Raw genomic sequence first — 26,394 nt, forward strand, 5'->3', positions numbered from 1 at the left:
TTTGGCACGCTGTTGAGTTCTCAAGGAACGGTCGCTTCCTTTGTACTCACCCTCTCGGGCTTTCCTCCGGGCGCTTCCCTTCGGTCTTGCGTTTCCGACTCTATCAGATCTTTTCTCGACCCGATTTCCTCGGTGCTTTCCAGGTTCCCGCTTCCGCGTTTCCCTTTCCGGCGGTTCCGACTTTATCAGAAGTTCTTGGCCGGTTTGACCGGCCGTTCATTTCCGAATAATCGGGGGGTGCTTCTTGGAATGCCGTTCACGGCTTTTGAAGAAGCTAGTGGATTCTATCGGCCGTCACCGGACGCTGTCCAGCTCTAGGCAACTGTTTGAATCTACCTCCCCACGAGCTCCGTGTCAACGGCTCTTGCGGGGCGAAGAGGAGACTAGCAGCTCGCGCGGGCCGGATGCACATCAGGCGGCCATGGGCACGGAAGCGCTGCGGTCCACCGCCTCGAGGTCGCCCGTCTCGCCCGCGCGTGCCGCGCGGCCGCCCAGGACGTAGACGTACGCCAGGAAGGCCAGCTCGGCCACGATCCCGATGCCGATGCGCGCCCATGTGGGCAGGCCGGAGGGGGTGACGAAGCCTTCGATGGCGCCGGAGACGAACAGCACCAGGGCGAGACCGATCGCCATGCCGATGGCGGCCCGGCCCTCCTCCGCGAGGGCGGCACGCCGGGTGCGGGGACCGGGGTCCACGACGGTCCAGCCGAGCCGCAGTCCCGTACCGGCGGCGACGAACACTGCGGTCAGTTCCAGCAGGCCGTGCGGGAGGACCAGCCCGAGGAAGGTGTCGAGGCGGCCGGCCGAGGCCATGAGACCGAAGCCGACGCCCAGGTTGAGCATGTTCTCGAAGAGGATCCAGAGGACCGGCAGGCCCAGGAAGACTCCCAGGACCAGGCACATCGCCGCCGCCTGGGCGTTGTTGGTCCACACCTGGGCGGCGAAGGCGGTCGCGGGATGGCTGGAGTAGTACGTCTCGTATTCGCCACCGGGGCGGGTCAGCTCGCGCAGCTGGCTGGGGGCGGCGATGGAGGACTGCACGTCGGGGTGGGTGCCGATCCACCAGCCCAGGAGGACGGCGATCGTGGTGGACACGAGTGCAGTGGGGACCCACCAGTGCCGGGCGCGGTAGACGGCCGCCGGGAAGCCCCGGCCCAGGAAGCGCGTGACATCACGCCATGAGGCGCGGCGGGTGCCGGTGACGACGCTGCGCGCGCGTGCCACGAGTTGGCTGAGGCGTCCCGTCAGTTGCGGGTCCGGGGCGCTGGACCGGATGAGGGAGAGGTGGGTGGCGGTCCGCTGGTAGAGGGCGACGAGTTCGTCCGCCTCGGCGCCGGTGAGACGGCGCCGGCGGCGCAGGAGAGCATCGAGACGGTCCCATTCGGCTCGGTGCACGGAGACGAAGACGTCCAGGTCCATCGGGTCTGCCTGCTCCTCGGCTGATCGCCCACGGCTCGTCGTGGATGCTCGTGGATGTTGTCAGCTTGTCGTACTGGGACGCGATGCGCCCACAGCTTGGCAGACTTGCGCTTCAGGGGTGGACCAGGGAAGGGCGGCGGGCGTGAGTGAGTTGGTGACGGGCGAGGCGGTGGCGCTGGAACTGCGGCCCGCGAAGCTGCCGAGCAGGGCGCTGGCCGTGTTGCTCGACCTGGTGGTGGCCGTCTTCGCCTATCTCGTCGTGCTCATGGCGTTGGCGTTGTCGACCGCTTCGCTGGACGAGGCGGCGCAGGTGGCGTTGTCGATCGCGTCGTTTCTGCTGGTGCTGGTCGGCGGGCCGATCGCGGTCGAGACCCTCAGTCACGGGCGTTCACTGGGGAAGCTGGCCTTCGGCCTCCGGGTGGTACGGGACGACGGCGGACCGATCCGGTTCCGGCACGCGTTGGTGCGGGGCGCGGTCGGGGTGATCGAGATCCTCATGACGTTCGGGGTCGTGGCCTGTATCGCCTCGCTGGTGTCGGCGCGGGGGCGGCGGCTCGGGGACGTGTTCGCGGGCACGCTGGTCGTGCGTGAGCGGATACCCGCCGGGCGGACCGGGTTCGTACCGCCCCCGCCTCCCTGGCTCGCGGGGCGCTTCGCGGGACTGGATCTGTCGGCGGTTCCGGACGGGCTGTGGCTCGCCATACGGCAGTACCTGACGCGGATGCGGCAGCTCGATCCGCAGGTGTCGACGGGGATGGCGCAGCGGCTCGCGGCCGACCTCGCGGCATGTACGGGGACTCCGGCGCCGGTGGATCTTCCTCCGGCCGCGTTCCTGGGGGCCGTGGTGCACGAGCGGCAGTCCCGCGAGGTCAGGAAGGCGTTCGGCGGCGGTGGGTTCGCCCCGCCGCCGGGACAGCCTGGTGCCCCGGGCGGTCATCAGCCCCGGGCCGCCCATCCGGCCGCCTACCCGCCGCAGGCCGTTCATCAGTCTCCGATGGTCCCGCCGCGGGGCTCGGTTCAGGCTCCCGCCGCTCCGCCGGCGGCGCCGGCGCGGGGCGAACCGGCGGGCGGCCGGCCGGCCACCGGGTTCGCGCCGCCGGCGTAGCGCGCCGCGCGCCCGGGACCGAGGCCGCGGCGGCCGGGTGCGTGGGCCGCGGTCAGGTGAAAGCCGACGGCGGTGACTGGAGGTCTTCCAACTCGATGCCGGGCGCGGCCAGGACGACGTCTCCGGCGAGGTGCACGGTGTGCCGTTCGCCCGTGTCCAGGGCTGTGACCTGGTAGGCGTCCACGGTCAGGGGGCCGTTGTCAGTGGCGTGTGTTTCGCTGTCCACCAAGGCCCAGGACTGGTCGACGGTGCGGGGGGCGAGGACCGGGTCGGTGAGGGCCACGAGGCGTACGCGGGTTGCGGCGGACGAGGGGGTGAGGCGCAGGAGACGGGCGGTCGCGACGAGGAACGCGGGGGACGTGCCGGTGAAGGCGTGGGCGCGCACATTGCCTTCGGTGGCATCGGTGCCGGTGGGGTCGGTGCGGACCCAGGTGACGCCGTCGAGGGCGGCGCCGCGTACCTGCCAGCCACCCGCGTGGAGTTCGAGGCGGATGGGGCGGCCGAGGTCGTCCAGGGTGAGGTCGACCGAGCCGCGGTGATCTCCGGCGGGGGTCGTCAGCTGAGAGACGTAGCGCCAGCCGGACGGGCCGGGGGCGCACTGGAAGTGTTCTTCCGCGAGGGGGGTGTGATCGTGCGGATCGTGGAGCGAATAACGGCCGCGGGGCATGAGGGTCCTGGGTCTTGACGGGCTGACGGTCCGGCCGGGCCGTCGACCCGGGCCGGTCGGTCGGTGAGCCGGTCGGTCGGTGAGCCGGTCGGCGCGCGCCGCCGGGGCGGCGGGTCAAAGGGGCAGGCCCCCGGCACGGGGGTGCGGGGGCCTGCCTCGGAGGACCTGCCGCCGGGGTGAGTGGGTCGGTGCGCCGACGCACTTATCCCGGCGGGCCGGGCTACGCGGTCACCGGCTCAGTAGCGGTAGTGGTCCGACTTGAACGGGCCGTCGACCTCGACGCCGATGTAGGCGGCCTGCTCCGGGCGGAGCTTGGTGAGCTTGACGCCGAGCGCGTCCAGGTGGAGGCGGGCGACCTTCTCGTCGAGGTGCTTGGGCAGCACGTAGACGCCGGTCGGGTACTCGTCGGGCTTGGTGAACAGCTCGATCTGGGCCAGGGTCTGGTCCGCGAAGGAGTTGGACATCACGAACGACGGGTGACCGGTGGCGTTGCCCAGGTTCAGCAGGCGGCCCTCGGAGAGCACGATGAGCTTCTTGCCCTCCGGGAACGTCCAGGTGTGGACCTGCGGCTTGACCTCGTCCTTGACGATGCCGGGGATCTTGGCCAGGCCGGCCATGTCGATCTCGTTGTCGAAGTGACCGATGTTGCCGATGATCGCCTGGTGCTTCATCTTCGCCATGTCCGACGCGAGGATGATGTCCTTGTTGCCGGTGGTGGTGATGAAGATGTCGGCGGTCTCGACGACCTCGTCCAGGGTGGTGACCTGGTAGCCGTCCATCGCCGCCTGGAGGGCGCAGATCGGGTCGATCTCGGTGATGATCACGCGGGCGCCCTGGCCGCGCAGGGACTCGGCGCAGCCCTTGCCCACGTCGCCGTAACCGCACACGACCGCGGTCTTGCCGCCGATCAGGACGTCGGTGGCACGGTTGATGCCGTCGATCAGGGAGTGGCGGCAGCCGTACTTGTTGTCGAACTTCGACTTGGTGACGGCGTCGTTGACGTTGATCGCCGGGAAGAGGAGGGCGCCGTCACGCTGCATCTCGTACAGGCGGTGGACACCGGTCGTGGTCTCCTCGGTGACACCACGGATCTCGGAGGCCAGCTGGGTCCACTTCTGGGGGTCCTCGCCCAGGGTGCGGTGCAGCAGCTGGAGGATGACGCGGTGCTCGTCGGACTCGGCGGTCTCCAGGCCGGGGACCTTGCCGTCCTTCTCGTACTCGACGCCCTTGTGGACGAGGAGGGTGGCGTCACCGCCGTCGTCGAGGATCATGTTCGGGCCGCCGGTGGGGGTGCCCGGCCAGGTCAGCGCCTGCTCGGTGCACCACCAGTACTCCTCCAGGGACTCGCCCTTCCAGGCGAAGACCGGGATGCCCTGCGGGTTGTCCGGCGTGCCGTTCGGGCCGACGGCGATGGCGGCGGCCGCGTGGTCCTGGGTGGAGAAGATGTTGCAGGAGGCCCAGCGGACCTGGGCGCCGAGGGCGACCAGGGTCTCGATGAGCACGGCGGTCTGCACGGTCATGTGCAGCGAACCCGTGACGCGGGCGCCGGCCAGCGGCTGCGCCTCGGCGTACTCCTTGCGGAGCGCCATCAGGCCGGGCATCTCGTGCTCGGCGAGGGAGATCTCCTTGCGGCCGAACTCGGCCAGCGAGAGATCGGCGACCTTGAAGTCCTGTCGGTTGTCGACAGTCGTCATTGCGAGCTGCTCCTCGGGATCGGGGCGAGGTGGGTACGGCTGGTCTGCGCGGCGGCGGACACAGGGGTGCCCGAGAAGAGGACACAGGCATGCCCACGTGCGCGCAGCGCAGTCCGTCGGAGGCCCTCTCTCCCTCGGCCGGTCCACGGGGACCGCCCGACCGCCATCAGCAGCGACGTCTGGCTCCGTCCCAAGCTACACCGGAGGGCCGGTCCGCCCCCAGTCCGCCTTCGTGGGCTTCGGGCCGTACGGACGGCGGCCCGGGGGCCGGGTCCGGTGGTCGGCGGGTGGGGGTGAAACGTGCGGCCGGGGCCGATGCACCGGCCTGATCTGGGCTTCTCGCCCCTTGGGGGGCGGAGGTGGTGATTGGTGCGGTGCGGTGCGCGGGGTGTGCGGGACACGGCGCGCGCGGCCGGAAGCGTGAGGAGATCGACGTGATCGGTCCGGCCGGGGCCGACGCCGGTGATCTTCCGCCCCCGGCGGCACGGAGTTCGCGGAGGGCCGATGTCGTCCGCGCCGCGGAGGGGCCGCGTGGGGGAGGACGGGAGATGGCGGACAGAGGGCGGGGACTGGGGATCGGGGCGCTGGTGGCGGGGGCTGGTGGGGTTGTTGCCGGCCGGCGGGAGTTACCTGTACGGGCACGGGGCGTACGGCACCGGCAGCCTGCCGAGCCGGAGCATGGAGCCGACGTACCGGCGCGGTGACCGGATCGCCTGGGAGCGGGTGGGCGGGAGCGAGATGCGGCGCGGTGACGTCGTGACGTTCTCGGCGGCGGAACGCTACGGGAACCCCGGGCCCCTGATGCAGCGGGTGATCGGGATGGGCGGCGACCGTGTGGTCTGCTGCACGGTCGTGGCGGGCAAGGAGCGGATCACCGTCGACGGGCGGCCGCTGAAGGAGCCGTACGTCTGCGGGGGCGACGCCGACGGGCTGCACCGGTCGTACGACGTCAGGGTGCCGCGTGGCCGGCTGTTCCTCCTGGGGGCCACCGGTCCGACTCGATGGACTCGCGGTTCTTCGCCTCCGACCGGGACGGGGCGCTTCCGGTGGCCGCCGTGCGGGGGCGGGTGACGGACGGCCGTGCGGTCCTGTCCCTGCTGGGTGCGGCCGCGGTGCTCGGCGTGGTGCTGAGCGTCACCGGTGCCGGGCCGGGGACCGGTGCTCTGGCCGTACGGCGGCGGAGGGCGCCGGCTGTGCCGCCGGTGCCCCGGCCCGTGCGGCCCGTCCGACAGCGGCCGGCGGGGCTCAGTGACCGGTCGCGTGGGGGTTCGGGCCGCCCGGGGTGGCCATGGGGTCCGGCCCCTTGGCGGCCTCGGCCTCGCTGTAGATGTCCGGTTCCAGATAGATGACGCGGGCGATGGGGACGGCCGTGCGGATGCGGGTCTCCGCGGCGTTGATGGCGTTGGCGACCTCGGCGGCCGTGTCGTCGTGCCGGACGGCGATCTTGGCGGCGATCAGCAGTTCCTCGGGGCCGAGGTGCAGGGTGCGCATGTGGATGATGCGGGTGACCGTGGCCCCGTCGACGATCGCGGCCTCGATCTTCTTGACGTCGTCCAGGCCCGCGGCCTCGCCGAGCAGCAGCGACTTGGTCTCGGCGGCCAGGACGAGGGCGATGAGGATGAGCAGGACACCGATACAGACGGTGCCGATGCCGTCCCAGGTGCCGTCGCCGGTGAGCAGGGAGAGGCCGACGCCGCCGAGGGCGAGGGCCAGGCCGATGAGCGCGCCGAAGTCCTCCAGCAGGACGACGGGCAGTTCGGGTGCCTTGGCGCGGCGGATGAACTGGGCCCAGGAGAGCGTGCCGCGCGTCTGGTTGGATTCCTTGATGGCCGTGCGGAAGGAGAAGCCCTCGGCGATGATCGCGAAGACGAGGACGCCCACCGGCCAGTACCAGTGCTCCAGTTGGTGCGGGTGGCGGATCTTCTCGAAGCCCTCGTAGACGGCGAACATGCCGCCGATCGAGAACAGGACGATCGAGACGAGGAAGGCGTAGATGAACCGTTCGCGGCCGTAGCCGAAGGGGTGTTGCGGGGTCGCCTCGCGCTGTGCCTTCTTGCCGCCGACGAGCAGCAGGAACTGGTTGCCGGAGTCGGCGAGCGAGTGGACGCCCTCAGCGAGCATCGAGGAGGAGCCGCTGAACGCGAACGCCACGAACTTCGATGCCGCGATCGCGAGGTTGGCGCCGAGTGCCGCCACGATCGCCCTGGTACCGCCTGACGCGCTCATGTGTCCGCGTTGTCCCTTCGCCTCTGTCGCCTCGTACGTCCCTGCCGTCAGGACGTGTGCCCGGCTTTGCCCGGCCTTTGCCGGTGGATCATTCTTGCAGTCCGGCCGGGCCGCGCCGCGTCACCCGTCCACAGCCCCGGTCATACGATCACAGTGGCGCGGAAGACCGTGCCGGCGCCCGAGATCTCCGCCTTCTCGTCGGCCGGGACGAAGACCGACTGACCGGGGCCCAGTTCGTGTTCCCCGGCCCGGACGGTACCCGCCGTGCAGAGCAGGATCTGCGGGGTGTCCCGGGTGAGGTCGTGGGCGCTGCCGGCCTGCGGGAGGACGTATCGCGAGAGGCGGAACTCGTCGATCGGCGTCTCGTAGACCTCCTCGCCGTCCGGGGACGCCTCGGGGCGCAGCACGCCCGGGTCGCTCGGCTCGAAGCGGACGATCCGCAGGAGCTCGGGGACGTCGACGTGCTTGGGGGTGAGGCCGCAGCGCAGGACGTTGTCGGAGTTGGCCATGATCTCGACGCCGAGGCCGTTCAGGTAGGCGTGCGGGATGCCGGCGCCCAGGAAGAGGGCCTCGCCGGGTTGCAGGCGGACGTGGTTGAGCAGCATGGCGGCGAGCACGCCGGGGTCGCCCGGGTAGTGGTGGGCGATGTCGGCGTAGGGCGCGTAGGCACCGCCGAGGCGGGTGCAGGCGGTGGTGGCCTCGGCGACCGTGTGGGCCATCTCCCGCGGGTCGGCGCTGAGGACGGCGGTGAGGACCTCGCGCAGGGCCGCGTCCTCGGGGTGGGCGCGCAGCAGGTCGACGTACGGCTCGAGGGAGTCGACGCCGAGGCCGGCGAGCAGGTCGGCGGCCTGGGCCGGGTCGCGGAAGCCGCACAGGCCGTCGAACTCGGTGAGGGCGCAGATCAGTTCGGGCTTGTGGTTGGCGTCCTTGTAGTTGCGGTGCGGGGCGTCGACGGGGACGCCGCGGCGCTCCTCTTCGGCGTAGCCCTGCCTGGCCTGTGCCAGGTCGGGATGCACCTGGAGGGACAGGGGCGCGCCGGCGGCGAGGATCTTGAGCAGGAACGGCAGGCGCGGGCCGAACCTGGCGACCGCGCGGGAACCCAGTTCGCGCTCCGGGCCGGCGTCGATGACCTCGGCGAGCGTCCCGCGCGTGGTGCGCGAGGGGGCGCCCGGGTGGGCGCCCATCCACATCTCCGCCTGGGGTTCCCCGGTCGGTTCGGTGCCGAGGAGGTGCGGGATGGCGGTGGGGGAACCCCAGGCGTAGGGGCGGACGGTGTTGTCGAGGCGGTCCATGTGTCTTCTCTGTCTCCGTACGTACGCTGCTCGGCCGGCGCCGGTGGCTACGTCGGTCGCGGCGCCGGTACGGGCACGGCTGGTGCGGCCCGGAGCAAAGATCAGGCTCCGGAAGCGAGCGCCAGGTAAACGGCGGCGAAATCCGTGACGGCGATCAGTTCCGCGAGGGTCTCGAGTTCGCCGCCTTCCTCGGGTTCGAGCTCGCTGATCGGCGTGTCGTGGTCGAGGGCCAGGTCCCGGGCGGCGGGCGCGGCGGTGAGCCCGCCGGTCGGGCGGTCGCGGAGGAGCACCACGCGCGCGTGCAGCGCGGGCGGCTCCTCCACGCGGTCGCGGAAGAAGTCCTCCGGATCGGCGCCGGCGGCCAGTGGGCCGGCCAGCAGAGCGGCGTGCGCGGCGAGCGCCTCGGGCAGTTCGGCGACCAGGGAGGGCCGGCCGGCGAGTTCGGCGAGGGCTGCGGCGAACCGGCGGCCGGCCGGGCCCGCCGAGGTGCCTTCCGTCCAGATCACGGGGAGCCCGTCGGCGAGTTCCGCGGCCAGGGTCTTGGCCGGGTTGCCGTAGGTCGCGATGGCGGGGCCGCAGCGTTCCGCGATGCGGTCCAGGCGGTCGGCGATCCGCTCGATGGCCTCCGGCGGGGCGTCGAGCAGGCCGACGCGGTCCAGGAGGGCCAGGAGCGGGGTCAGCAGGGCCCAGAAGACGCCCGGGGCGGACCCGGCGAGCGGTTCCTGCTGGTCGTACGGTGCGGTCGCCATCGGTACGAACAGGCCGTGCGCGCCGGCGACGGCCTCGGCGAGCGGGGTGCTCTGCGGGGCCACGGCGACGACCGAGCAGCCGCGCCGGTAGGCCTGCTCGGCGAGGAGGGAGAGGCTCGGTTCGGTGCCGTCGGGAGTGGTGATCAGCAGCAGGTCCACCGAGCCGGCCCAGCCGGGCAGTTCCCAGCGCAGGGCGCCCGGGGCCGGGGCGACGCCGGTGGGGGCCAGCCGGACCACGGGGCTGCCGGGGCCGGCCAGCGTGCCGAGGAGGTCGGCGGTGTGGGTGGCGGCGACGCCCGGGCCCGCGATCAGGACGGCGCGTGGACGGCCGTCGGGGGTGAGGCCGCCGACGCCGGCCTCGGCGGTGTGCCGGGCGGCGGTGCGCACACGGGCACCGGCCTCCGCGGCGCCGCGGAGCAGGCCTCGGCGGTCGGCCTCGGAGAGACCCTCCGGGGTGTCGAGCAGCGATTCGTCCAGCATGGGCGGCAGCCTCCATCGCCGGGGGTCCTGGGCAGAGCCTTTGCGGGGGGTGGCGCGGGGCGCCTCGCCGCCACGGGGACAGGGCCTCGTGGCCGCGACGTGCGGGGCCTCGCTACGGCGTACGGGGTCCCGTCACCCGGGGCGGCGGGCCTCGTCCACGAGGAGGACCGGGATGTCGTCGCGCACGGGGTAGGCGAGGCCGCAGTCCTGGCCCGTGCAGATCAGCTCGGTGTCCTGCTCCTCGAGGGGGGAGTGGCAGGCCGGGCAGGCGAGGATCTCCAGGAGGCCGGCTTCGAGCGGCATGGGGTGTCCCTTCGGGGGCGTGCGGGTGTCTGTGGATGCCCGGTCAGCGTACCGCTGGTGGGCAGACCGCTCAGCCCCTGATGATCGCCAGGGCCTCGTTCCTGATCTTGACCATCGTGGCCCCGTCCTTCGCCTCCGCGTTCAGGCGCAGGAGCGGCTCGGTGTTGGAGGGGCGGACGTTGAACCACCAGTCGGCCGCGGCGACGGTGAGGCCGTCGAGGTCGTCGAGGGTGACGTCGGCGCGACTCTCGTACGCGGTGCGGATCGCGGCGAGCCGGGCGGTCTGGTCGGCGACGGTGGAGTTGATCTCGCCGGAGCCGGCGTAGCGGTCGTACTGGGCGACCAGGCCGGAGAGCGGGCCCTCCTGGCCGCCGAGGGCCGCGAGGACGTGCAGGGCGGCCAGCATGCCCGTGTCGGCGTTCCAGAAGTCCTTGAAGTAGTAGTGGGCGGAGTGCTCGCCGCCGAAGATCGCGCCGGTGCGGGCCATCTCGGCCTTGATGAAGGAGTGGCCGACCCGGGTGCGGGCCGGGGTGCCGCCGTTCTCCCGTACGACCTCCGGGACCGTGCGGGAGGTGATCAGGTTGTGGATGACCGTGCCCGTGCCCCCGTTGCGGGCGAGTTCGCGGGCGGCGACCAGCGCGGTGATCGCGGACGGGGAGACGGGGTCGCCGTTCTCGTCCACGACGAAGCAGCGGTCGGCGTCGCCGTCGAAGGCGATGCCGAGGTCGGCGCCCTCCGCCGGGACCCGCTTCTGGAGGTCCACGAGGTTCGCCGGGTCCAGCGGGTTGGCCTCGTGGTTGGGGAAGGTGCCGTCCAGCTCGAAGTACATCGGGACGAGGGTCAGGGGCAGGCCGGCGAAGACCGGGGGGACCGTGTGGCCGCCCATGCCGTTGCCGGCGTCGACCACGACCTTCAGGGGGCGCACGGAGGTCAGGTCGACCAGGGAGCGCAGGTACGCCGCGTAGTCCTCCAGCGTCTCGCGCGAGGAGAGGCTTCCCGGCCGGGCCGCGGGCTCGGGAGCGCCCTCTTCCAGCCAGCGCTCGGCCAGCTCGCGGATCTGCGCGAGACCGGTGTCCTGGCCGACAGGGGCGGCGCCCGCGCGGCACAGCTTGATGCCGTTGTACCGGGCCGGGTTGTGGGAGGCGGTGAACATGGCGCCCGGGAGGTCCAGCGCGCCCGAGGCGTAGTAGAGCTGGTCCGTGGAGCACAGGCCGATCTCGGTGACGTCCACGCCGCGGTCCGCCGCGCCGCGCGCGAAGGCGCGGGAGAGGCCGGGGGACGAGGGCCGCATGTCGTGGCCGACGACGATGGCCGCCGCCCCCGTCACCTCGGCGAAGGCGGCGCCGAACAGTGCGGCCAGTTTCTCGTCCCACTGGTCCGGGACCACACCGCGCACGTCGTACGCCTTCACGAGCTGCGACAGATCAGCAGTCACGGCCAACCCTTCCGAAGTCCTATGGGTGCCCACAAACTACCCGTCCGGGGTGCGGGGTCGGTGCGCGGACGCCGGGTGGACGCGCGGCGAGCCCTGCGGCGGTGACGCCCGCGGGAGGAGAACCGTCACGCCTGGCAGGGTGGCGGGGGGTGGCGCTCAGTTGTCCGGGGAGCGCAGAACCCTCAGGTGACCGCGGCGGGCCACCTCCATGGGGTCCACCGAGCGGCTTCCGCCGCCGGCCGCCCCGGCCGCGCGCTGCTGCGGGCGCGCCGCCTCGCGTACGGCGTTGGCAAGCGCTTCCAGATCGTCTCCGCTGGGCCGCGCGGGAGCGGAGCCGTCGAGGAGGCGGACGACCTCCCAGCCGCGCGGGGCGGTGAGGCGCTCGGAGTGCTCGGCGCACAGGTCGTAGCAGTGGGGTTCGGCGTAGGTGGCGAGCGGGCCGAGGACCGCGGTCGAGTCGGCGTAGACGTACGTCAGCGTCGCGACGGCGGGTCGGCCGCAGGCGGTGCGCGAACAGCGACGTACAGGGCTCACGACGTTGGACGGTACCGCACTCTTGAGCGGGCCGCGACGACTCTCCCCCAGGTCACTCCACCGTGTCGTGCTGTGAAACGCCCCACACACCGCTCCGGGTGGCCCCCGCTGACCTGTGCGGAGGGCCTTCCCGCTGGTGCCGGGCGGTGGGACGACCGGTCATATGTGGGTACAAACACCGCCGATCGCCTGGAGTTCGGTGATCCGGGAAGGGTATGGGAACGAGCCAGACCTTGGCTGGAACGGTCATCCTGCGACACGAGTGATCGACGCCGGTTGCCGTGTGGAGACGGACGGGCACAGGGCGCGGGGACTACGCTTCACCGGTGATGGACAACCGTGTACCGCCCCGTGCCGCCGGACCCGGACCCCGTCGCCGTGATCGCCACGGGCGGGGCATGCGGGGGCCGATCGCACCGCCGCAGGTGCCGCTCGCGGCCAGCCGCGCCGAGGTGTTCGCGGACCTGGTGCAGGACTCCGTGGACCGTCTCGAGCGGCGCTGGCCGCAGCTGGCCGACTTCGATTTCCTCGTACTGGAGGTGCCCCGGCTGGAGGGCCGGGGGGAAGAGGCGGCCTGGAGCGACGAGGCCGTACCGCTCGGCGGGACCGTCCCCGCGCGGGAGGGGCGGCGGGCCCGGGTCGTCGTGTACCGGCGGCCGGTGGAGATCCGGACCAAGGGGCGCGACGAGCGGGCCGCGCTGGTGCACGAGATCGTGGTGGAGCAGGTGGCCGAGCTGCTCGGGCTGACGCCGGAGACCGTGGATCCGCGGTACGGGGAGGACTAGGGCCTCTCGTTCGGCGGGGCGCCCCGCCGGTGCTCGGCCTGGTCCGTCCCCCGGGGCGGCGGGGCGGCCTCCCGCGCCACCGCCTGCGGCGGCCTGTCCCGCTTCCGCCCGCGGCCACCCGCTCGGCTGGGCCCGCCTGCTTGCGTACGCCCGCCCGGCCGCCTACTTCTGGAGGATCGTCAGGTCCTCCTCCGCCTGGGGGACCGCCACCGTGCCGTGGTCGTTCGGCAGGGTCTGGACGGTGAAGGCAGGGACGTCCGTGCCGGTGGCGGCGAGGGTGCGCGCGGCGTAGACGGGGCCGCCGGACGTGGGCTCCACCGTGAGGGCGTACGTGCCCTTCAGGCCGGCCGGGACCGGGGCGGCGATGTCCTGTGTGGTGCCGGACTTCACCGTGTACGTCCTGGTGACCGGCGTTCCGCCCTCGCTGCCGGCCGACGCGGTGACCTTGACCGTGGCCGTGGCGGTGGGGGCCGTCAGGGCGAGGGTCGTGCCCTTCGCCCGGTTGTCGGCCGACGTCGCGCGCGTGCCGACGGCGGTGGTGGCCGGGATGAACGCCGTTTCCTTGTTGCCGCCCTTGCCCCGGACGACCTGGAGCGCCGCGACGACCGGGGCCGGCCGGCCGGTGGGCGTCAGGACCAGGGAGCCGGCCTCGCCGCGGGTGACGTCGCCGAGGTCGACCGCGCCGGTCATGCCGGACTTGACGTGCAGGGTCTCGTTCCCGGCCGGGGTGATCAGGCCGGCGGGCGAGGCCAGGCGGATCTTCAGGTCGGCGTCGTCGTCGCCGGGCGTGAAGGCGATGAGACGGACGTCGGTGGCGTCCTTCGGGATACCGGGCAGGACCAGGCTGCCGGCCGGGTCGGCGGCCGGGGCCAACCAGTCGCCGCCCGCCTTGTCGTCCAGGGCCTGCACGGCGGCGCCGACCCGCCCGCTGCGGACGCCGACGTGCACGGTCAGGTCGGCCTGCCGCTCGTCGGTGAGCGTGGAGAGCAGGAACGCCTTGCTGGTGTGCGGCTTGACGGTGAGGTTCTCGCCCAGTGGGGACTTGATCGCCCCGTCCTTGCCGAACAGCTCGATGTCGACGACGGCGGCGGAGTCGTCGGGGTTGGTCAGGTGGACGTAGTCGGTGCGGCCGGCGGCCGTGGCGGCGCCCGGGAACCAGAACTCGGTGTCCGCGCCGGTGCAGTTGACGCCCTGGAGGCCGCGGCCGGTGCCGGCGGCGACGTCGGTCGTCTCCTGGAGGGTCCAGCCGGGGGCGAACCCGCCGTCCGCCGTGCCGATCAGTGCGGGCGCGGCGCCGGAGGTGTCGCCGGTGACCGGCGTGCCCGGCGCCTTCGGGGTGAGCACCGGCCGGCCGGCGCTCCGCTTGCCGCCCTTGCCCTTCCCGCTCCCGGCCGCGTCCCCGTCGGCCGCCTGGAGCCGCGCCGTGCCATTGTGCGCGGCGCCCTTGGTGACGGGGGTGAACGACGTGTACGTCGTGTCGGCGATGTCCGAGTCGCTGGGTGCCGGGCACAGCAGGCCGGTGCGTTCGACGGGCAGCCGGGCGGCCGTCCGGGGGGTGGCGGCGCCGGACGCGGCCGGTGTGGCGACCGCGGCGAACGCGGTGACGGCGGCCAGCGCGGCCGTGCCGGCGAACAGGGACAGGGTGGTGCGGTTCACTGCTGGCTCCCGTCGGGGCGCTCGTTGCCGGTGCCGTGGGGATGGGCCGGGTCGTAACCCTGCCGGGCGGGGTCCTGGGCGGGGTCGTAGCCCTGCCGGGCGGGGTCGTGGGCGGGGTCGTAGCCCTGCTCGTACCCCTGGTCGTAGCCCTGCTGCTGGTATGCCGCCGGGTCGTACGGGGGTTGGTCCGCGCCGCCGTTGTAGGCGTACGGGTCGTAGGGGGCCGCCTGGTAGGGGTCGGGCTGCTGGTACGTCTGCCGGCCGTAGCCCGCCGCGGTGCTGTACGGGTCCGTGTAGCCGTCGTTCGCGGTGTCGCCGCCGTAGGTGGCCGGGTTCCACTCGTCGTAGGACTGCTGGTGGGGTACGGCCACCGGGGGCTGTTCGGGGGGCGCGGGCGCGGCGGGCGGGTTCCCGGCGGGCGCTTCCTCAGCCTGGGCGCGCAGGCGGCGGGCGCGGCGGCCCTCGCCGGTGGTGGCCTGCGCGGGCACGGGCTGCTCCTCGGGCAGGTCGTCGTCGACGTCGCGGCGGCGGCCGGGCAGGGCGAGGACGACCAGGACGACGGCGAGCGCGCCCTGGGCCCACAGCCAGGCGGTGTGGGCGAGCGGTGCGTCGTAGGTGACGTCGAGCCTGCCGCCGGTGGACGGCAGCCGGAAGCCCTGGGCCCAGCCGTCGACCGTCGTCGGGGTGAGCGGCTTGCCGTCCAGGGTCGCCGTCCAGCCGTCGGCGGCGCTGTCGGCCAGGCGCAGGACGCGGCTGCCCGAGCCGGCGGGGACCGTGGTGTGGATCTCCACCGGTCCCGCGGTGACCGGCTGGGCCCGGCCCGGGCCGGCGGCGGGCACGATGGCCGCGCGGGAGACCTCCTGGTCGACGCGCCACAGGGCGTTGCCGCTCTGCCGGCTGAGCCGGGACAGGCCGGGGGTCGCGTCCAGGACGCGGGTGGTGTCGCGGGGGGTGCCCTGGTGCACGAGGACGTAGCGCACGGCGAAGCCGCCGAGTTCGTCGGCCTGGTCGGCGCCGGAGCCGGCGACCAGGTTGGCGACCACCTTGTCCAGGCGGGCGTTCTCGCCGTCGGCGGCGGCGAGTTCGGCGTCCCCCATGCGGGCGCCGGAGCCGCGGACCAGGGTGTAGCGCACGCGCGCGGTGGAGTCGCTGTCCAGGATCAGGGTGCGGGCCTGGTCGCCGCCGGCGGAGTCCTCGGCGACGAACGCGGGCACCTGCGACGGGTCGCGGCGCTCCAGGGGGCCGTCGGCGCCGCGGATCATCCAGCCGGCGGCGACGAGCAGCGGGCCGGCGGCCGAGGCGAAGGCGATCAGGGCGGCGACGGGCTGACGCCAGCCGAAACTCTGCTCGGCCACACGCGCGCGTGCGCCGTCGGCGCCGAGCGCGGCGGCGGCCAGCAGGGCGATGCCGTAGACGAGGGTGGCCGGTCCGGCCCAGGCGGAGCGGTTGGACAGGACGGCGGACACGAGGCCGACGAGGGCGACGGCCCAGGCGGTACGGATGCCGAGCTGCCGTTCGGAGCGCAGGAGGGCGGCGAGGGCGGCGAGCACGATGCCGATGAGCATCAGGCCATGCACGGTGCCGGGTCCGCCGGGGCCGGCACCGAGCAGATCCAGCGCGGAGGCCGCCGAGGGGCCGTACTCCAGGCCGGCCTCCCGGAAGAAGCCGGCCGGCAGGAGGGTCAGCGACCAGGGCGCGAGGAAGAGCAGCGGGGTGCCGAGCTGGACGAGGAAGCGCAGGCCGTGGGCGACGAGGTCGCGGCGGCGCAGGACGAGGACGCCTAGGCCGAGGAGCAGCGCGACGGGCCAGACGATCGGCGTGAAGGCGGTGGCGATGCTCAGCAGCAGCGCGTACGCCCAGGTGGCTCGCCAGCTGCCGGGGGCGCCGGCGCGGTGGGCGAGGCCGCTCGCGGCGACGCCCGCGCGCGCGATGAGCGGCAGCAGGACGGCGAGGACGGCGGTGCCGATGTGGCCGCCGGCCAGGGCGCCGGTGGTGGCCGGCAGGAAGGCGTAGCCGATGGCCGCCCAGGCGCGCAGCAGCCGGGAGGTGACCAGGGGGCGGGACGCGAAGTAGGCGGTGCATCCGGCGAGCGGTACCGAGCAGACCAGCAGGACGGTGACGGCGAGCCCGGTGGAGCCGAACAGGAGGGAGCCGAGGGCCGCGACGAAGGCCAGGTAGGGCGGTGCGGACGGGGTGCCGCCGGAGCCGACCGGGTGCCAGGCGTCCAGGTAGCTGGACCACAGGTCGCCGGCGTCGGCGGGGGCGGGCAGCAGGGCGCCGCCGCCTAGCGCGCCGCTGCCGAGCAGGGCGCGGCAGGCGGCGAGGGAGACGAGCAGCAGGGCGAGGAAGAGCACCGGGCCGGGCCGGCGGGCGATCCGCCGGAGCCGGGCGAACTGCTCGACCTCCAGGAAGTCGGCGTCGTCGCCGCCGGGCCCTGACTCCACGGCGCCGCCGTGCCGGCCGGCCGAGGTGGTGTCGATGTCGGAGTCGCTGGTGAAGTGGCCCGCGAGCTGTTCCACGGTGGCCCGGACGGTGGCGCCGGGCGGCGGGAAGAGGGCGCGCAGTTCGCCCTTGTCGGTCTGCGCGGGGCCGCGGCGGCGCCGGGCGGCGATGATCCGCTCGGGGCGCAGCAGCGTGCTGAGCAGGCCGCGGATCTCGTCGAGGGCCTGTCCGGGGACCTTGCCGACGAGGTAGGCGAGGGTCCGCAGGACGGTGCCGAGGACGATCCGCGTGAGCACCCAGGGCAGCGCGGCGGTACGGGTGTTGACGAGGAGGGTGTAGACGGCGCCGGCCTTGTCGACCTTGTGCGGGGAGGCGGTGGTGCGGCCCGCGCAGTCGACGGCGCGGCGCTCCCGGGAGGCGGCCTCGGCGTGCCGGACGACCGCGTCGGGGGCGACCAGGACGCGGTGGCCGGCGGTGTGGGCGCGCCAGCACAGGTCGACGTCGTCGCGCATCAGGGGCAGCCGGCGGTCGAAGCCGCCGAGCTGTTCGTAGACGTCGCGGCGGATGAGCATGCCGGCGGTGGAGACGGACAGCACGGTGCGGACGTGGTCGTGCTGGCCCTGGTCCTGTTCGCGGCGGTCCAGGCCGGTCCAGCGGCGGCCGGAGTTGGCGAGGGTGACGCCGACCTCCAGCAGCTGGCGGCGGTCGTACCAGCCGCGCAGCTTGGGGCCGACGACCGCGACGTCGTCACGGCCGAGTTCGAGTTCGGTGTCGACGACCCGCAGGAGCTGGGCGAGGGCGTCGGGTTCGGGGGCGCAGTCGTCGTGCAGCAGCCACAGCCACTGCACGGGTTCGCCGTGCGGCAGTTCGGGCAGGTCGTAGGCGTCGTCGCGCCAGCTGCGCGTGACCGGGTCCCAGCCGCTGGGGCGCTTGAGGTACGGCAGTTCCTCCGGGGTGAGGACGGGCGCGGTGCGGCTCGCCTCCTCCACGGCCTGGCCGAAGCCGGTGCGGCGGGCGAGGTGCAGCACGTTGGCGTCGCCCAGGGCATCGGTGAGCAGCTGGGCGGAGCCGTCCGCACTGCCGGTGTCGGCGGCCACCGCGTACTGGACGGGGCGCTCCTGGCCGAGCAGCCCGGCGAGCGCGTCGGGCAGCCAGCGGGCGCCGTCGTGGGAGACGAGGACCGCGGTCACCACATGGCGCGGGAACTCAGGGATGGCGGTGCCGTCTTGGGCCGCCGTATGGCTGTGCACGGACATCGAGGTACGGGCCCCGGTTCGATGGACTGCGGTGGACGCCCGCGCCTCCTCGTGCGTCGAGGGGACGGCGGGGCGTCTCGGACGAGCGACCACACTATCGGCTGGCCATGACGACGGCCCGCCGCCTGTGGACAACCCACCGGCGCCGGGCCGTTCGTGACGCTCCCGTGTGTACGCGCGCGTGTGCGCATACGCGTACGACTGTGCGCGTGCGGCCGTACGCGTGCGACTGTGCTCAGACGGCGGCCTTCTTCAGCCGGCGGCGTTCCCGCTCGGACAGGCCGCCCCAGATGCCGAAGCGCTCGTCGTTGGCGAGGGCGTACTCGAGGCACTCGGAGCGGACCTCGCAGGCGAGACAGACCTTTTTGGCCTCTCTGGTGGAGCCGCCCTTCTCGGGAAAGAAGGACTCGGGGTCGGTCTGGGCGCAGAGCGCGCGCTCCTGCCAGCCGAGTTCCTCGTCCGCGTCGTCGACCAGCAGTTGCTGCACCAGCTCGGTCATGTGCGCCCCTCGTCCGTCTCTCACGTCCCCGTGCGTGGCCGTTACCGATTCCGGCTGAACGACACGAGTGAAATTACAAGTGTGCTGCTCCGGGCGAGTCAAGCCGAGATCTGCTATTGGGCCCGTTATTCACTCTGCGGAACCAAGGCCGTGCGGAAAGTGTTCAAATCGGCCTAAACCTTGACACGCAGACGGACCCACGGGGTGGCCGAAACCCTGTACACCTGTCTGTACGGAGAAGGACGTCCCCGTGTTCGATCGCGTTCCGTGAAGCTCGAGCGCTCGGATGTGCCCCATGTGTCCCGGCATCCCGGTGAACAAACCTTTCACCTGCCAGAAGAACCGGATGAGGTGAAACATGTCCCACATACCGGGCGACGAGTTGACAGTGCCGGTGTGAACCGGTGTCCTAGTGGGCATGCTCGCGAACTCGGCGCCCGCCTCGACCCGCTCCGCCGGGTCCCTCGGTGCCGCCCGCGCGCGCTGTAGCTGTTGTTGCTGTCCCAGCTGTTGAGCCCACCCCGCTCCGGCTGTCCCCGAGTCCGTTCCGGCTCGGCCGCGTTCCCCGCTCCGTGATCCCGCACCGGGGCACCCGCCCGCCCGTGACCCGGGCGGACCGCACGCGTCACCTGGCTCCACACCCCAGCTCCAGCCCCCCACTCTTCGCCGAGGACCACCGCACCCCGATGAACAGCGACAACGACCTCCAGATCGCCGGCGACATCCTCGAAGTCCCGCACCTGCTCCAGCCGCCGCGCGAGCATCCGGCCACCATCGCCGAGTTCGTGGGGCTCGCGCGCTCGATCGCCGCCGACCGCGCCCAGTGGGCGCACCTCGTCCGCTACGACGCCACCACCCGCTGGTACCACCGGCTGCGCACCGGCCCCGGCTACGAGGTGTGGCTGCTGTCCTGGGTGCCCGGACAGGGCAGCGGGCGGCACGACCACGGCCGCTCCTCCGGGGTGCTGACCGTCCTGGAGGGGACCCTCACCGAGCGCACCGAGCACGGCACACGCGCGCTGACGGCGGGCACGCCGCCGCACGGGGGCGACGGGGAGTGGGGACGGGTGTTCGCACCGGGCTACGTCCACGAGGTCGTCAACGACACGCTGGAGCCGGCCGTCAGCCTGCACGTGTACTTCCCGGGGCTGACCGAGATGCCGATGCACGGCTCCCCGCACTGCGAGGCGCGCCCCGGGCCGCGTCCGGTGACCGCCTGACACTCGGCCGGAACTCGGCCGTCCGGACCCGGCTGCCCGAAATCCGTCGGCGTCGCGTCCGGTGACTGCCTGACACGTTGTCGTACCCGCCTGCGAGACTTGCCCCATGCGCATTGTGGTTCTGGCAGGCGGCATCGGCGGTGCCCGTTTCCTGCGTGGTCTGAAGCGGGCCGCGCCGGACGCGGACGTCACGGTCATCGGCAACACCGGCGACGACATCCATCTCTTCGGGCTGAAGGTCTGCCCGGACCTCGACACGGTGATGTACACGCTGGGCGGCGGCATCAACGAGGAACAGGGGTGGGGGCGGGCCGACGAGACCTTCCACCTGAAGGAGGAGCTGGCGGCCTACGGCGTCGGGCCCGAGTGGTTCGGGCTGGGCGACCGGGACTTCGCCACGCACATCGTGCGGACGCAGATGCTCGGCGCCGGTTACCCGCTGAGCGCGGTGACCCAGGCGCTGTGCGACCGCTGGCAGCCGGGCGTGAAACTGATCCCGATGACCGACGACCGCGTCGAGACGCACGTGGCCGTCACCCTGCCCGGCAGTGGTTCCGCCGCGGGCGAGGGTGAACGCAAGGTGATCCACTTCCAGGAGTACTGGGTGCGGCTGCGTGCCTCCGTCCCGGCCGAGGCCGTCGTCCCGGTCGGCGCGGAGCAGGCCAAGCCGGCCCCGGGCGTCCTGGAGGCCATCGCCGCGGCGGACGTCATCCTCTTCCCGCCGTCCAACCCGGTCGTGTCCATCGGCACGATCCTGGCCGTGCCCGGCATCCGCGAGGCCATCGCCGACGCGGGCGTGCCCGTGGTCGGCCTGTCCCCCATCGTGGGCGACGCGCCCGTGCGCGGGATGGCCGACAAGGTGCTCGCGGCGGTCGGCGTGGAGTCCACGGCCGCCGCGGTCGCCGAGCACTACGGCTCCGGCCTGCTGGACGGCTGGCTGGTCGACACCGTGGACGCCGGCGTGGTGGAGCGGGTCGAGGCCGACGGCATCCGCTGCCGGGCCGTGCCCCTGCTGATGACCGGCCCGGAAGCGACCGCGCAGATGGCACGGGAGGCGCTGGCGCTGGCCGAGGAGGTGCGGGGAGCGTGAGCGCGGAGCGGCCCGGGCACGAGCGCCCGGAGTACTCGGTCCGGGCCCTGCCGGGCATCCCCGAGGTGCAGCCGGGCGACGACCTGGCCAAGCTGATCGCCGCGGCCGAGCCGCGCCTGGCCGACGGGGACGTGCTGCTCGTCACCTCCAAGATCGTGTCCAAGGCCGAGGGCCGGGTCGTCCGGGCGGCCGACCGGGAGGCCGCGATCGACGCCGAGACGGTCCGGGTGGTGGCCCGGCGCGGCATGCTCCGCATCGTGGAGAACCGGCAGGGCCTGGTCATGGCCGCCGCCGGGGTCGACGCCTCCAACACCCCCGCCGGGACGGTGCTGTTGCTGCCCGAGGACCCGGACGCGTCCGCGCGCGCGATCCGCGCCGGCCTGCGCGACATCCTCGGCGTCGACGTCGGTGTCGTCGTCACCGACACCTTCGGGCGGCCCTGGCGCGCCGGACTGACGGACGTGGCCATCGGCGCGGCCGGAGTGCGCGTGCTGGACGACCTGCGCGGCGGCACGGACGCGCACGGCAACCCGCTCAACGCGACCGTCGTCGCCACGGCGGACGAGCTGGCCGCCGCCGGTGACCTGGTCAAGGGCAAGACGGCCGGCCGGCCCGTGGCCGTGGTGCGCGGCCTGCCGCACCTGGTGACCGCCGCCCAGGGCGGCACGGGCGGCCAGGACGGTGCCGGGAACGGAGACGGAGAGAGTGCCGACGGCGCGCGGGCGCTGGTGCGCACCGCGCGGGACGACATGTTCCGGCTCGGCACCTCCGAGGCGGTCCGGGAGGCGGTGACCCAGCGGCGCACGGTCCGGGCGTTCACCGACGAGCCCGTCGACCCCGGCGCGGTACGCCGCGCGGTGGCCGCGGCGGTCACCGCGCCCGCCCCGCACCACACCACGCCGTGGCGGTTCGTGCTGCTGGAGTCGGCGGAGTCCCGGACCCGGCTGCTGGACGCGATGCGGGACGCCTGGGTGGCCGACCTGCGCCGGGACGGCAAGAGCGAGGAGTCCGTCGCCCGGCGGGTCCGGCGCGGGGACGTGCTCCGCAACGCGCCCTGTCTCGTCGTGCCGTGCCTGGTCATGGACGGCTCGCACACGTACGGGGACGCGCGGCGCGACGCCGCCGAGCGGGAGATGTTCGTCGTCGCGATGGGCGCGGGCGTGCAGAACCTGCTGGTCGCGCTGGCCGGGGAACGACTGGGCTCGGCGTGGGTGTCGTCCACGATGTTCTGCCGGGACGTGGTGCGCGAGGTGCTGGAACTGCCGGCCGGCTGGGACCCGATGGGCGCGGTGGCGGTCGGCCATCCGGCCGGGGAGCCCGCACCGCGTCCGCAGCGGGACGCGGAGGCGTTCCTGGAGGTGCGGTGAGCGGGCCGGACAGCGCCTAGTCTCTTAGGACAGCCCCGGCAGCTCTAGGACCCCCAGTGGCAGGACGTTTTCCCCAGCGTCCCACGCGTACGACCGTACGCGGCGGGCATGCCGGCGTACCCGCGGGCGCCGGGGCCGGGGTGCCGCGGCAGGCGAGCGCACCGGTGCGGGTACGGCGGTGGGTGCCGGACGGGCCCGTCGACCTCGGGCTGGTCCTCGGACCGCTCCGGCGCGGGCCCGGCGACCCCACGTTCCGGGCCACGGCGGACGGGTCCGTGTGGCGGGCCGCCCGTACGCCTGCCGGACCGGGCACGCTACGGGTGCGCGCGTACGGCGGTGAGGTGCTCGGCGAGGCGTGGGGGCCCGGGGCCGAGTGGCTGCTGGAGCAGCTGCCGGAGTTCCTCGGTGCCGCCGACGATCCCGGCGCGTTCGTGCCGCGGCACCGGGTGGTGGCGCTGGCCCGGCACCGGCGGCCGGGGCTGCGGCTGACCCGGACCGGGCTGGTGCTGGAGTCGCTGATCCCGTCCGTGCTGGAGCAGAAGGTCACCGCGGACGAGGCGTACCGGGCGTGGCGGCTGCTCGTACGGCGGTTCGGTGAGCCCGCGCCGGGGCCCGCGGGAGCGGGGGGACGGCCGATGTCCGTGATGCCCGCGCCGCGGACGTGGGCGCTGATTCCCTCCTGGGAGTGGCACCGGGCCGGGGTCGACGACAAGCGGGCCTCCACGATCCTGCGGGCCGTGCGGGTCGCCGCGCGGCTGGAGCAGGCGGTCGGGATGCCGGCGGAGGCCGCTCGGGCCCGGTTGGAGGTCGTGCCGGGGGTGGGGCCGTGGACATCGGCCGAGGTGGTGCAGCGCAGTCACGGGGCGGCGGACGCGGTGACGGTGGGGGATCTGCATCTGCCGGGGATCGTGGGGTGGGCGCTGGCCGGGGACCGGGACGCGGACGACTCCGTGATGCTGCGGCTGCTGGAGCCGTATGCCGGGCAGCGGCATCGGGCGGCTCGGCTGATTCTGTTGAGCGGGTGCGTGCCGGCGCGGCGGGTGCCGAAGATGCCTCGGGTGGATATCGGTCTGCTGTGAGGGGGCTGTGGTGTCCGGTGGGTGGCTGCCGGGTGGCTGCCGCCGGGATGCTGCCGCCGGGTGCCGCGTGGGGACGCTCGCCTGTGTCGGCCAGGCCGCGGCCGGACACCCGGCAGGGACGCTCGCCCGCACCGGTCAGGCGCCGCCGGACGACGGGTGGGGACGCTCGCCGGCGCCGCCCGGGGGGCCGCTGCGCCCACCCGTGCCGCCCCAGTGGCACGACTGCCCGCAGCTGGGCAGGGTGGGGCCGGTGTGTGTGATGGCGGCCGGCCGCACCTGGGATGAGGGCGCGGGCGGGTGTGCCGCTGGAATCGGGGGTCCTGTCGGCCGGTGCCGGGGCGGGATGTGGCTGGTCGTTGGAGGCGGAGTCCGTTACTGGTCGGGGGAGAAGCGGAGTGCGGCCGGGGGAATGTGGGCATCGCACCAGACGCGTGCTCCCTCGCGGAGTTCGTTGTCGGCGCCCACGATCGCGCCGTCGCCGATGACCGTGCCGGTGAGGACGGAGCGTTCGCCGACGCGGGCCCGGGCGCCGATGAGGGAGTCGGTGATGACGGCGCCGGGCTCGATGACGGCGCCGGGGAGGATGGCCGAGCCGGAGACCCGCGCGCCCGGTGCCACGTACGCGCCCTCGCCGACCACCGTGCCGCCCGTCAGTTTCGCATCCGGCGCGACGGTGGCCGTGGGGAGGATCAGGCGGTCGCCGCGGCGGCCGGGGACGGCCGGGGACGGCGCGCGGCCGAGGACCAGGTCGGCCGAGCCGCGGACGAACGCGGCGGGGGTGCCGAGGTCCAGCCAGTAGGTGGAGTCGACCATGCCCTGGAGGTGGGCGCCGGCGGCCAGCAGCCCGGGGAAGGTCTCGCGTTCGACGGAGACGGGGCGGCCCGCGGGGATCGCGTCGATGACCGAGCGGCGGAAGACGTACGCGCCCGCGTTGATCTGGTCGGTGAAGATCTCCTCGGGGGTCTGCGGCTTCTCCAGGAAGGCCTGGACGCGGCCGGTCGCGTCCGTGGGGACGAGACCGTAGGCCCGCGGGTCGGTCACCTTCGTCAGGTGCAGGGAGACGTCCGCGCCCGTCGACTCGTGGGTGCCGAGGAGGGCCCTGATGTCCAGGCCGGTCAGGATGTCGCCGTTGAAGACCAGGACCGGGTCGTCGGGGCCGGAGTGCAGGCGGGAGGCGACGTTGCGGAGGGCGCCGCCGGTGCCGAGGGGTTCCTCCTCGGTGACGTACTCCAGGTGCAGGCCCAGCGCGGAGCCGTCGCCGAAGTACGGTTCGAACACCTCGGCGAGATAGCTGGTGGCGAGGACGATGTGCTCGACGCCCGCAGCCCCGGCCCGGGCCAGCTGGTGGGTGAGGAAGGGCACCCCGGCGGCCGGGACCATCGGTTTGGGCGTGTGCACGGTGAGCGGCCGCAGCCGCGTGCCCTTGCCGCCGACCAGGAGGATGGCTTCTGTCACCTGTCGTCTCTGCTTCCTGCCGGTCCGGCCGCACCACTCGTCGACTGTCGTTTCGGCCGGTCAGTGTATGCGGACCGGGCGGTGACACTCGCAGTGGCCGCGCGGAGTCCCGTCGGGTGGCGCGCGGTTTCCCCGGCCGACCCCGGTCGGGACCTTTGCCGCCCCTCCCCCGCCGGCTCCAGCCTCAGCGGCCCTGGTAGCGGGCCGCGCCGGAACGGGCCGTGCCGAGCTTGCCGTAGAGGCGCTTGCCGGGGCGCTCGGTGGCGAAACCGTCCCGGTGCCCGGAGATCACGTGGAGCCGTACGGTCCTGCCCCGGGGGTAGCGGTCGCCGCCGCCCGACGTGAGCGAGGCCTTTCCACGCGGATCGCCGCTGTAGAGCCCGAGTTCCCGGGCGGTGAGCCGGGCTACGGCCTTCACCGCGGCGGATGTACGGTTTCGCCCGCGCGTGTCCCGTCAGGCGGGTCAGTTCCTGTTCGGTGTCCCGCCGGTTCAGCTCCCGGATCGCGGTGGCGCCGGACCGGGTGATGCCGGTGCCGGCGGCGGAGGCGGCCGACGCGGCCTTCCTGCCGGGGGCGGTGCGCGGCGAGCCGGGTCCGTCCTGCTGCCGGGACTGCGCCCCGGCAGCGACTCCCGCGGGTTCCCGGCCCCCACCGCGGCGCTCCGGCACGCCCGTCCGGGGCCCCTCCGGTGTCGGAACCGCACACCTCTGTCCATCGGGGAACTGGCGGGCCGCCGTGGGCCGTTCCGCCGGACCGGTGGCCTCGGCACGCGGTGCCCGCACCGGCCCGCGCGTACCCTGTGCCGGGTGAACGCCACCGATCGCACCCCTGCCGACCTGCTGACTTCCGCGCTCGCCGCGGACCCCGGCCGCCCGCTGGTGACCTTCTACGACGATGCCACGGGCGAACGCGTCGAACTGTCCGTGGCCACCTTCGCCAATTGGGTGGCCAAGACCGCCAACCTCCTTCAGGGCGACCTCGCCGTCGGGCCCGGTGACCGGGTCGCGCTGCTGCTGCCCGCGCACTGGCAGACGGCGGTGTGGCTGCTGGCGTGTTCCTCGGTGGGCGCGGTCGCGGACGTCGCGGGGGATCCGGCGGCGGCCGACGTCGTCGTGAGCGGACCCGACTCCCTGGAGGCCGCGCGGGCCTGCCGGGGTGAGCGGGTGGCGCTGGCGCTGCGGCCTCTGGGCGGGCGGTTCCCGCGGACGCCGGAGGGCTTCGCCGACTACGCCGTGGAGGTGCCGGGGCAGGGAGACCGGTTCGTTCCGTTCGCGCCGGTGGATCCGGAGGAGCCGGCGCTCATCGTCGCCGGGCGGGAGTTCAGCGCGGCGGAGGTGGTCGAGCGGGCCTCTGCGCAGGCGCCGTCGCTGGATCTGACGGGGCCGGGGGCGCGACTGCTGTCGGGGCTGCCGTACGACACCTGGGAGGGGCTCAGCGCCGGGCTGTACGCGCCGCTGGCCGTCGGGGGGTCCGTGGTGCTGTGCCGGCATCTGGAACGGGTGGACGAGGACCGCCTCGCGGAGCGGGTGGAGAGCGAGAGGGTGACGGCGGTCCGGCGGTAGTGCCGGAACCGTGACCGCGAGGGCGGGGCCCCGCGGGCCGCGGACCCCGGGACGGCCCAAGGGCCCGGGCCGCGCCGTT

The 26,394-nt window shown here is 73.8% G+C and carries 22 protein-coding genes; 8 read left to right on the plus strand and 14 right to left on the minus strand.

Annotation, left to right across the window (positions count from 1 at the left end; all coding sequences use genetic code 11):
- Window positions 1-411: 411 nt before the first annotated feature.
- Window positions 412-1,419: a stage II sporulation protein M gene (locus AB0F03_RS05265; protein WP_361986739.1), complete on the minus strand. Its 1,008-nt coding sequence runs from the start codon at window positions 1,417-1,419 to the stop codon at window positions 412-414.
- 142 nt (window positions 1,420-1,561) lie between these two features.
- Between AB0F03_RS05265 and AB0F03_RS05270 the strand changes: the two genes are divergently transcribed.
- Complete coding sequence (locus AB0F03_RS05270; protein WP_361986741.1) at window positions 1,562-2,524, plus strand: RDD family protein; 963 nt, start codon at window positions 1,562-1,564, stop codon at window positions 2,522-2,524.
- Between the two features lie 52 nt (window positions 2,525-2,576).
- On the opposite strand, the gene AB0F03_RS05275 is transcribed toward AB0F03_RS05270, so the two are convergent.
- Window positions 2,577-3,191 (minus strand): hypothetical protein, encoded by a 615-nt coding sequence (locus tag AB0F03_RS05275; protein WP_361986743.1) that lies wholly within the window; start codon window positions 3,189-3,191, stop codon window positions 2,577-2,579.
- Between the two features lie 236 nt (window positions 3,192-3,427).
- Window positions 3,428-4,885, minus strand: a complete 1,458-nt coding sequence (ahcY, locus tag AB0F03_RS05280) for an adenosylhomocysteinase (RefSeq protein WP_361986744.1) — start codon at window positions 4,883-4,885, stop codon at window positions 3,428-3,430.
- Between the two features lie 600 nt (window positions 4,886-5,485).
- Between ahcY and lepB the strand changes: the two genes are divergently transcribed.
- Entirely contained in the window at window positions 5,486-5,956 is a 471-nt protein-coding gene (lepB, locus tag AB0F03_RS05285) for a signal peptidase I (protein WP_361986746.1), read from the plus strand.
- Window positions 5,957-6,130: 174 nt separating this feature from the next.
- Here lepB and AB0F03_RS05290 read toward each other — a convergent pair whose 3' ends face one another.
- From AB0F03_RS05290 to AB0F03_RS05315, 6 genes are all read right to left on the minus strand, one after another.
- Window positions 6,131-7,111, minus strand: coding sequence for a cation diffusion facilitator family transporter (locus tag AB0F03_RS05290; protein ID WP_361986748.1), 981 nt, complete (start codon window positions 7,109-7,111; stop codon window positions 6,131-6,133).
- 140 nt (window positions 7,112-7,251) lie between these two features.
- A complete protein-coding gene (gene manA / locus AB0F03_RS05295; protein WP_361986750.1) occupies window positions 7,252-8,403 on the minus strand; it encodes a mannose-6-phosphate isomerase, class I in 1,152 nt (383 codons plus the stop codon).
- A gap of 101 nt (window positions 8,404-8,504) precedes the next feature.
- Entirely contained in the window at window positions 8,505-9,632 is a 1,128-nt protein-coding gene (locus AB0F03_RS05300) for an SIS domain-containing protein (RefSeq protein ID WP_361986752.1), read from the minus strand.
- A gap of 132 nt (window positions 9,633-9,764) precedes the next feature.
- The gene (locus AB0F03_RS05305; protein WP_361986754.1) at window positions 9,765-9,935 is read right to left on the minus strand and encodes a Trm112 family protein; all 171 of its coding nucleotides are present in this window, start codon (window positions 9,933-9,935) and stop codon (window positions 9,765-9,767) included.
- 70 nt (window positions 9,936-10,005) lie between these two features.
- On the minus strand, window positions 10,006-11,370 hold the full coding sequence (locus tag AB0F03_RS05310; protein WP_361986756.1) for a phosphomannomutase/phosphoglucomutase: 1,365 nt from the start codon (window positions 11,368-11,370) through the stop codon (window positions 10,006-10,008).
- Between the two features lie 156 nt (window positions 11,371-11,526).
- Complete coding sequence (locus AB0F03_RS05315; protein WP_361987476.1) at window positions 11,527-11,955, minus strand: DUF3499 domain-containing protein; 429 nt, start codon at window positions 11,953-11,955, stop codon at window positions 11,527-11,529.
- 347 nt (window positions 11,956-12,302) lie between these two features.
- Between AB0F03_RS05315 and AB0F03_RS05320 the strand changes: the two genes are divergently transcribed.
- Entirely contained in the window at window positions 12,303-12,689 is a 387-nt protein-coding gene (locus AB0F03_RS05320; protein WP_361986758.1) for a metallopeptidase family protein, read from the plus strand.
- Between the two features lie 162 nt (window positions 12,690-12,851).
- On the opposite strand, the gene AB0F03_RS05325 is transcribed toward AB0F03_RS05320, so the two are convergent.
- The 3 genes from AB0F03_RS05325 to AB0F03_RS05335 form a co-directional block, all read right to left on the minus strand.
- Window positions 12,852-14,345, minus strand: a complete 1,494-nt coding sequence (locus tag AB0F03_RS05325; RefSeq protein ID WP_361986760.1) for a DUF5719 family protein — start codon at window positions 14,343-14,345, stop codon at window positions 12,852-12,854.
- Window positions 14,342-18,043 carry a glycosyltransferase gene (locus AB0F03_RS05330; protein ID WP_361986762.1) on the minus strand — a complete coding sequence of 1,234 codons (3,702 nt, stop codon included), beginning with the start codon at window positions 18,041-18,043 and terminating at the stop codon, window positions 14,342-14,344. The genes AB0F03_RS05325 and AB0F03_RS05330 overlap by 4 nt, the downstream gene beginning before the upstream one ends.
- 235 nt (window positions 18,044-18,278) lie before the next feature.
- Window positions 18,279-18,542, minus strand: coding sequence for a WhiB family transcriptional regulator (locus AB0F03_RS05335; RefSeq protein WP_003975777.1), 264 nt, complete (start codon window positions 18,540-18,542; stop codon window positions 18,279-18,281).
- Between the two features lie 686 nt (window positions 18,543-19,228).
- Between AB0F03_RS05335 and AB0F03_RS05340 the strand changes: the two genes are divergently transcribed.
- The 4 genes from AB0F03_RS05340 (at window position 19,229) to AB0F03_RS05355 (ending at window position 23,298) form a co-directional block, all read left to right on the plus strand.
- Entirely contained in the window at window positions 19,229-19,762 is a 534-nt protein-coding gene (locus AB0F03_RS05340) for a cysteine dioxygenase family protein (RefSeq protein WP_361986763.1), read from the plus strand.
- A gap of 106 nt (window positions 19,763-19,868) precedes the next feature.
- Window positions 19,869-20,852, plus strand: coding sequence for a 2-phospho-L-lactate transferase (cofD, locus tag AB0F03_RS05345; protein ID WP_361986765.1), 984 nt, complete (start codon window positions 19,869-19,871; stop codon window positions 20,850-20,852).
- Window positions 20,849-22,219, plus strand: coding sequence for a coenzyme F420-0:L-glutamate ligase (locus AB0F03_RS05350; protein WP_361986767.1), 1,371 nt, complete (start codon window positions 20,849-20,851; stop codon window positions 22,217-22,219). Before cofD ends, AB0F03_RS05350 begins: the two co-directional genes overlap by 4 nt.
- Before the next feature lie 56 nt (window positions 22,220-22,275).
- The gene (locus AB0F03_RS05355; protein WP_361986769.1) at window positions 22,276-23,298 is read left to right on the plus strand and encodes a DNA-3-methyladenine glycosylase 2 family protein; all 1,023 of its coding nucleotides are present in this window, start codon (window positions 22,276-22,278) and stop codon (window positions 23,296-23,298) included.
- A 372-nt stretch (window positions 23,299-23,670) separates the two neighbouring features.
- On the opposite strand, the gene AB0F03_RS05360 is transcribed toward AB0F03_RS05355, so the two are convergent.
- Entirely contained in the window at window positions 23,671-24,753 is a 1,083-nt protein-coding gene (locus tag AB0F03_RS05360; RefSeq protein ID WP_361986771.1) for an NDP-sugar synthase, read from the minus strand.
- Between the two features lie 184 nt (window positions 24,754-24,937).
- The gene (locus tag AB0F03_RS05365; RefSeq protein WP_361986773.1) at window positions 24,938-25,171 is read right to left on the minus strand and encodes a hypothetical protein; all 234 of its coding nucleotides are present in this window, start codon (window positions 25,169-25,171) and stop codon (window positions 24,938-24,940) included.
- A 388-nt stretch (window positions 25,172-25,559) separates the two neighbouring features.
- Between AB0F03_RS05365 and AB0F03_RS05370 the strand changes: the two genes are divergently transcribed.
- The gene (locus AB0F03_RS05370) at window positions 25,560-26,315 is read left to right on the plus strand and encodes a TIGR03089 family protein (protein WP_361986775.1); all 756 of its coding nucleotides are present in this window, start codon (window positions 25,560-25,562) and stop codon (window positions 26,313-26,315) included.
- Window positions 26,316-26,394 lie beyond the last annotated feature (79 nt).

This window comes from Streptomyces sp. NPDC028722 (assembly GCF_040637655.1).
In the GTDB taxonomy this organism is placed as follows: Bacteria; Actinomycetota; Actinomycetes; order Streptomycetales; family Streptomycetaceae; genus Streptomyces.

Bases quoted from the DNA above. Each gene is read 5' to 3' on its own strand.
- AB0F03_RS05275 (WP_361986743.1), bottom strand. From the start codon at position 3,191: ATGCCCCGCGGCCGTTATTCGCTCCACGATCCGCACGATCACACCCCC.
- AB0F03_RS05340 (WP_361986763.1), top strand. From the start codon at position 19,229: ATGAACAGCGACAACGACCTCCAGATCGCCGGCGACATCCTCGAAGTC.
- AB0F03_RS05320 (WP_361986758.1), top strand. From the start codon at position 12,303: ATGCGGGGGCCGATCGCACCGCCGCAGGTGCCGCTCGCGGCCAGCCGC.
- ahcY (WP_361986744.1), bottom strand. From the start codon at position 4,885: ATGACGACTGTCGACAACCGACAGGACTTCAAGGTCGCCGATCTCTCG.
- AB0F03_RS05300 (WP_361986752.1), bottom strand. From the start codon at position 9,632: ATGCTGGACGAATCGCTGCTCGACACCCCGGAGGGTCTCTCCGAGGCC.
- AB0F03_RS05265 (WP_361986739.1), bottom strand. From the start codon at position 1,419: ATGGACCTGGACGTCTTCGTCTCCGTGCACCGAGCCGAATGGGACCGT.
- cofD (WP_361986765.1), top strand. From the start codon at position 19,869: ATGCGCATTGTGGTTCTGGCAGGCGGCATCGGCGGTGCCCGTTTCCTG.
- AB0F03_RS05335 (WP_003975777.1), bottom strand. From the start codon at position 18,542: ATGACCGAGCTGGTGCAGCAACTGCTGGTCGACGACGCGGACGAGGAA.
- AB0F03_RS05330 (WP_361986762.1), bottom strand. From the start codon at position 18,043: ATGTCCGTGCACAGCCATACGGCGGCCCAAGACGGCACCGCCATCCCT.
- manA (WP_361986750.1), bottom strand. From the start codon at position 8,403: ATGGACCGCCTCGACAACACCGTCCGCCCCTACGCCTGGGGTTCCCCC.
- AB0F03_RS05290 (WP_361986748.1), bottom strand. From the start codon at position 7,111: ATGAGCGCGTCAGGCGGTACCAGGGCGATCGTGGCGGCACTCGGCGCC.
- AB0F03_RS05305 (WP_361986754.1), bottom strand. From the start codon at position 9,935: ATGCCGCTCGAAGCCGGCCTCCTGGAGATCCTCGCCTGCCCGGCCTGC.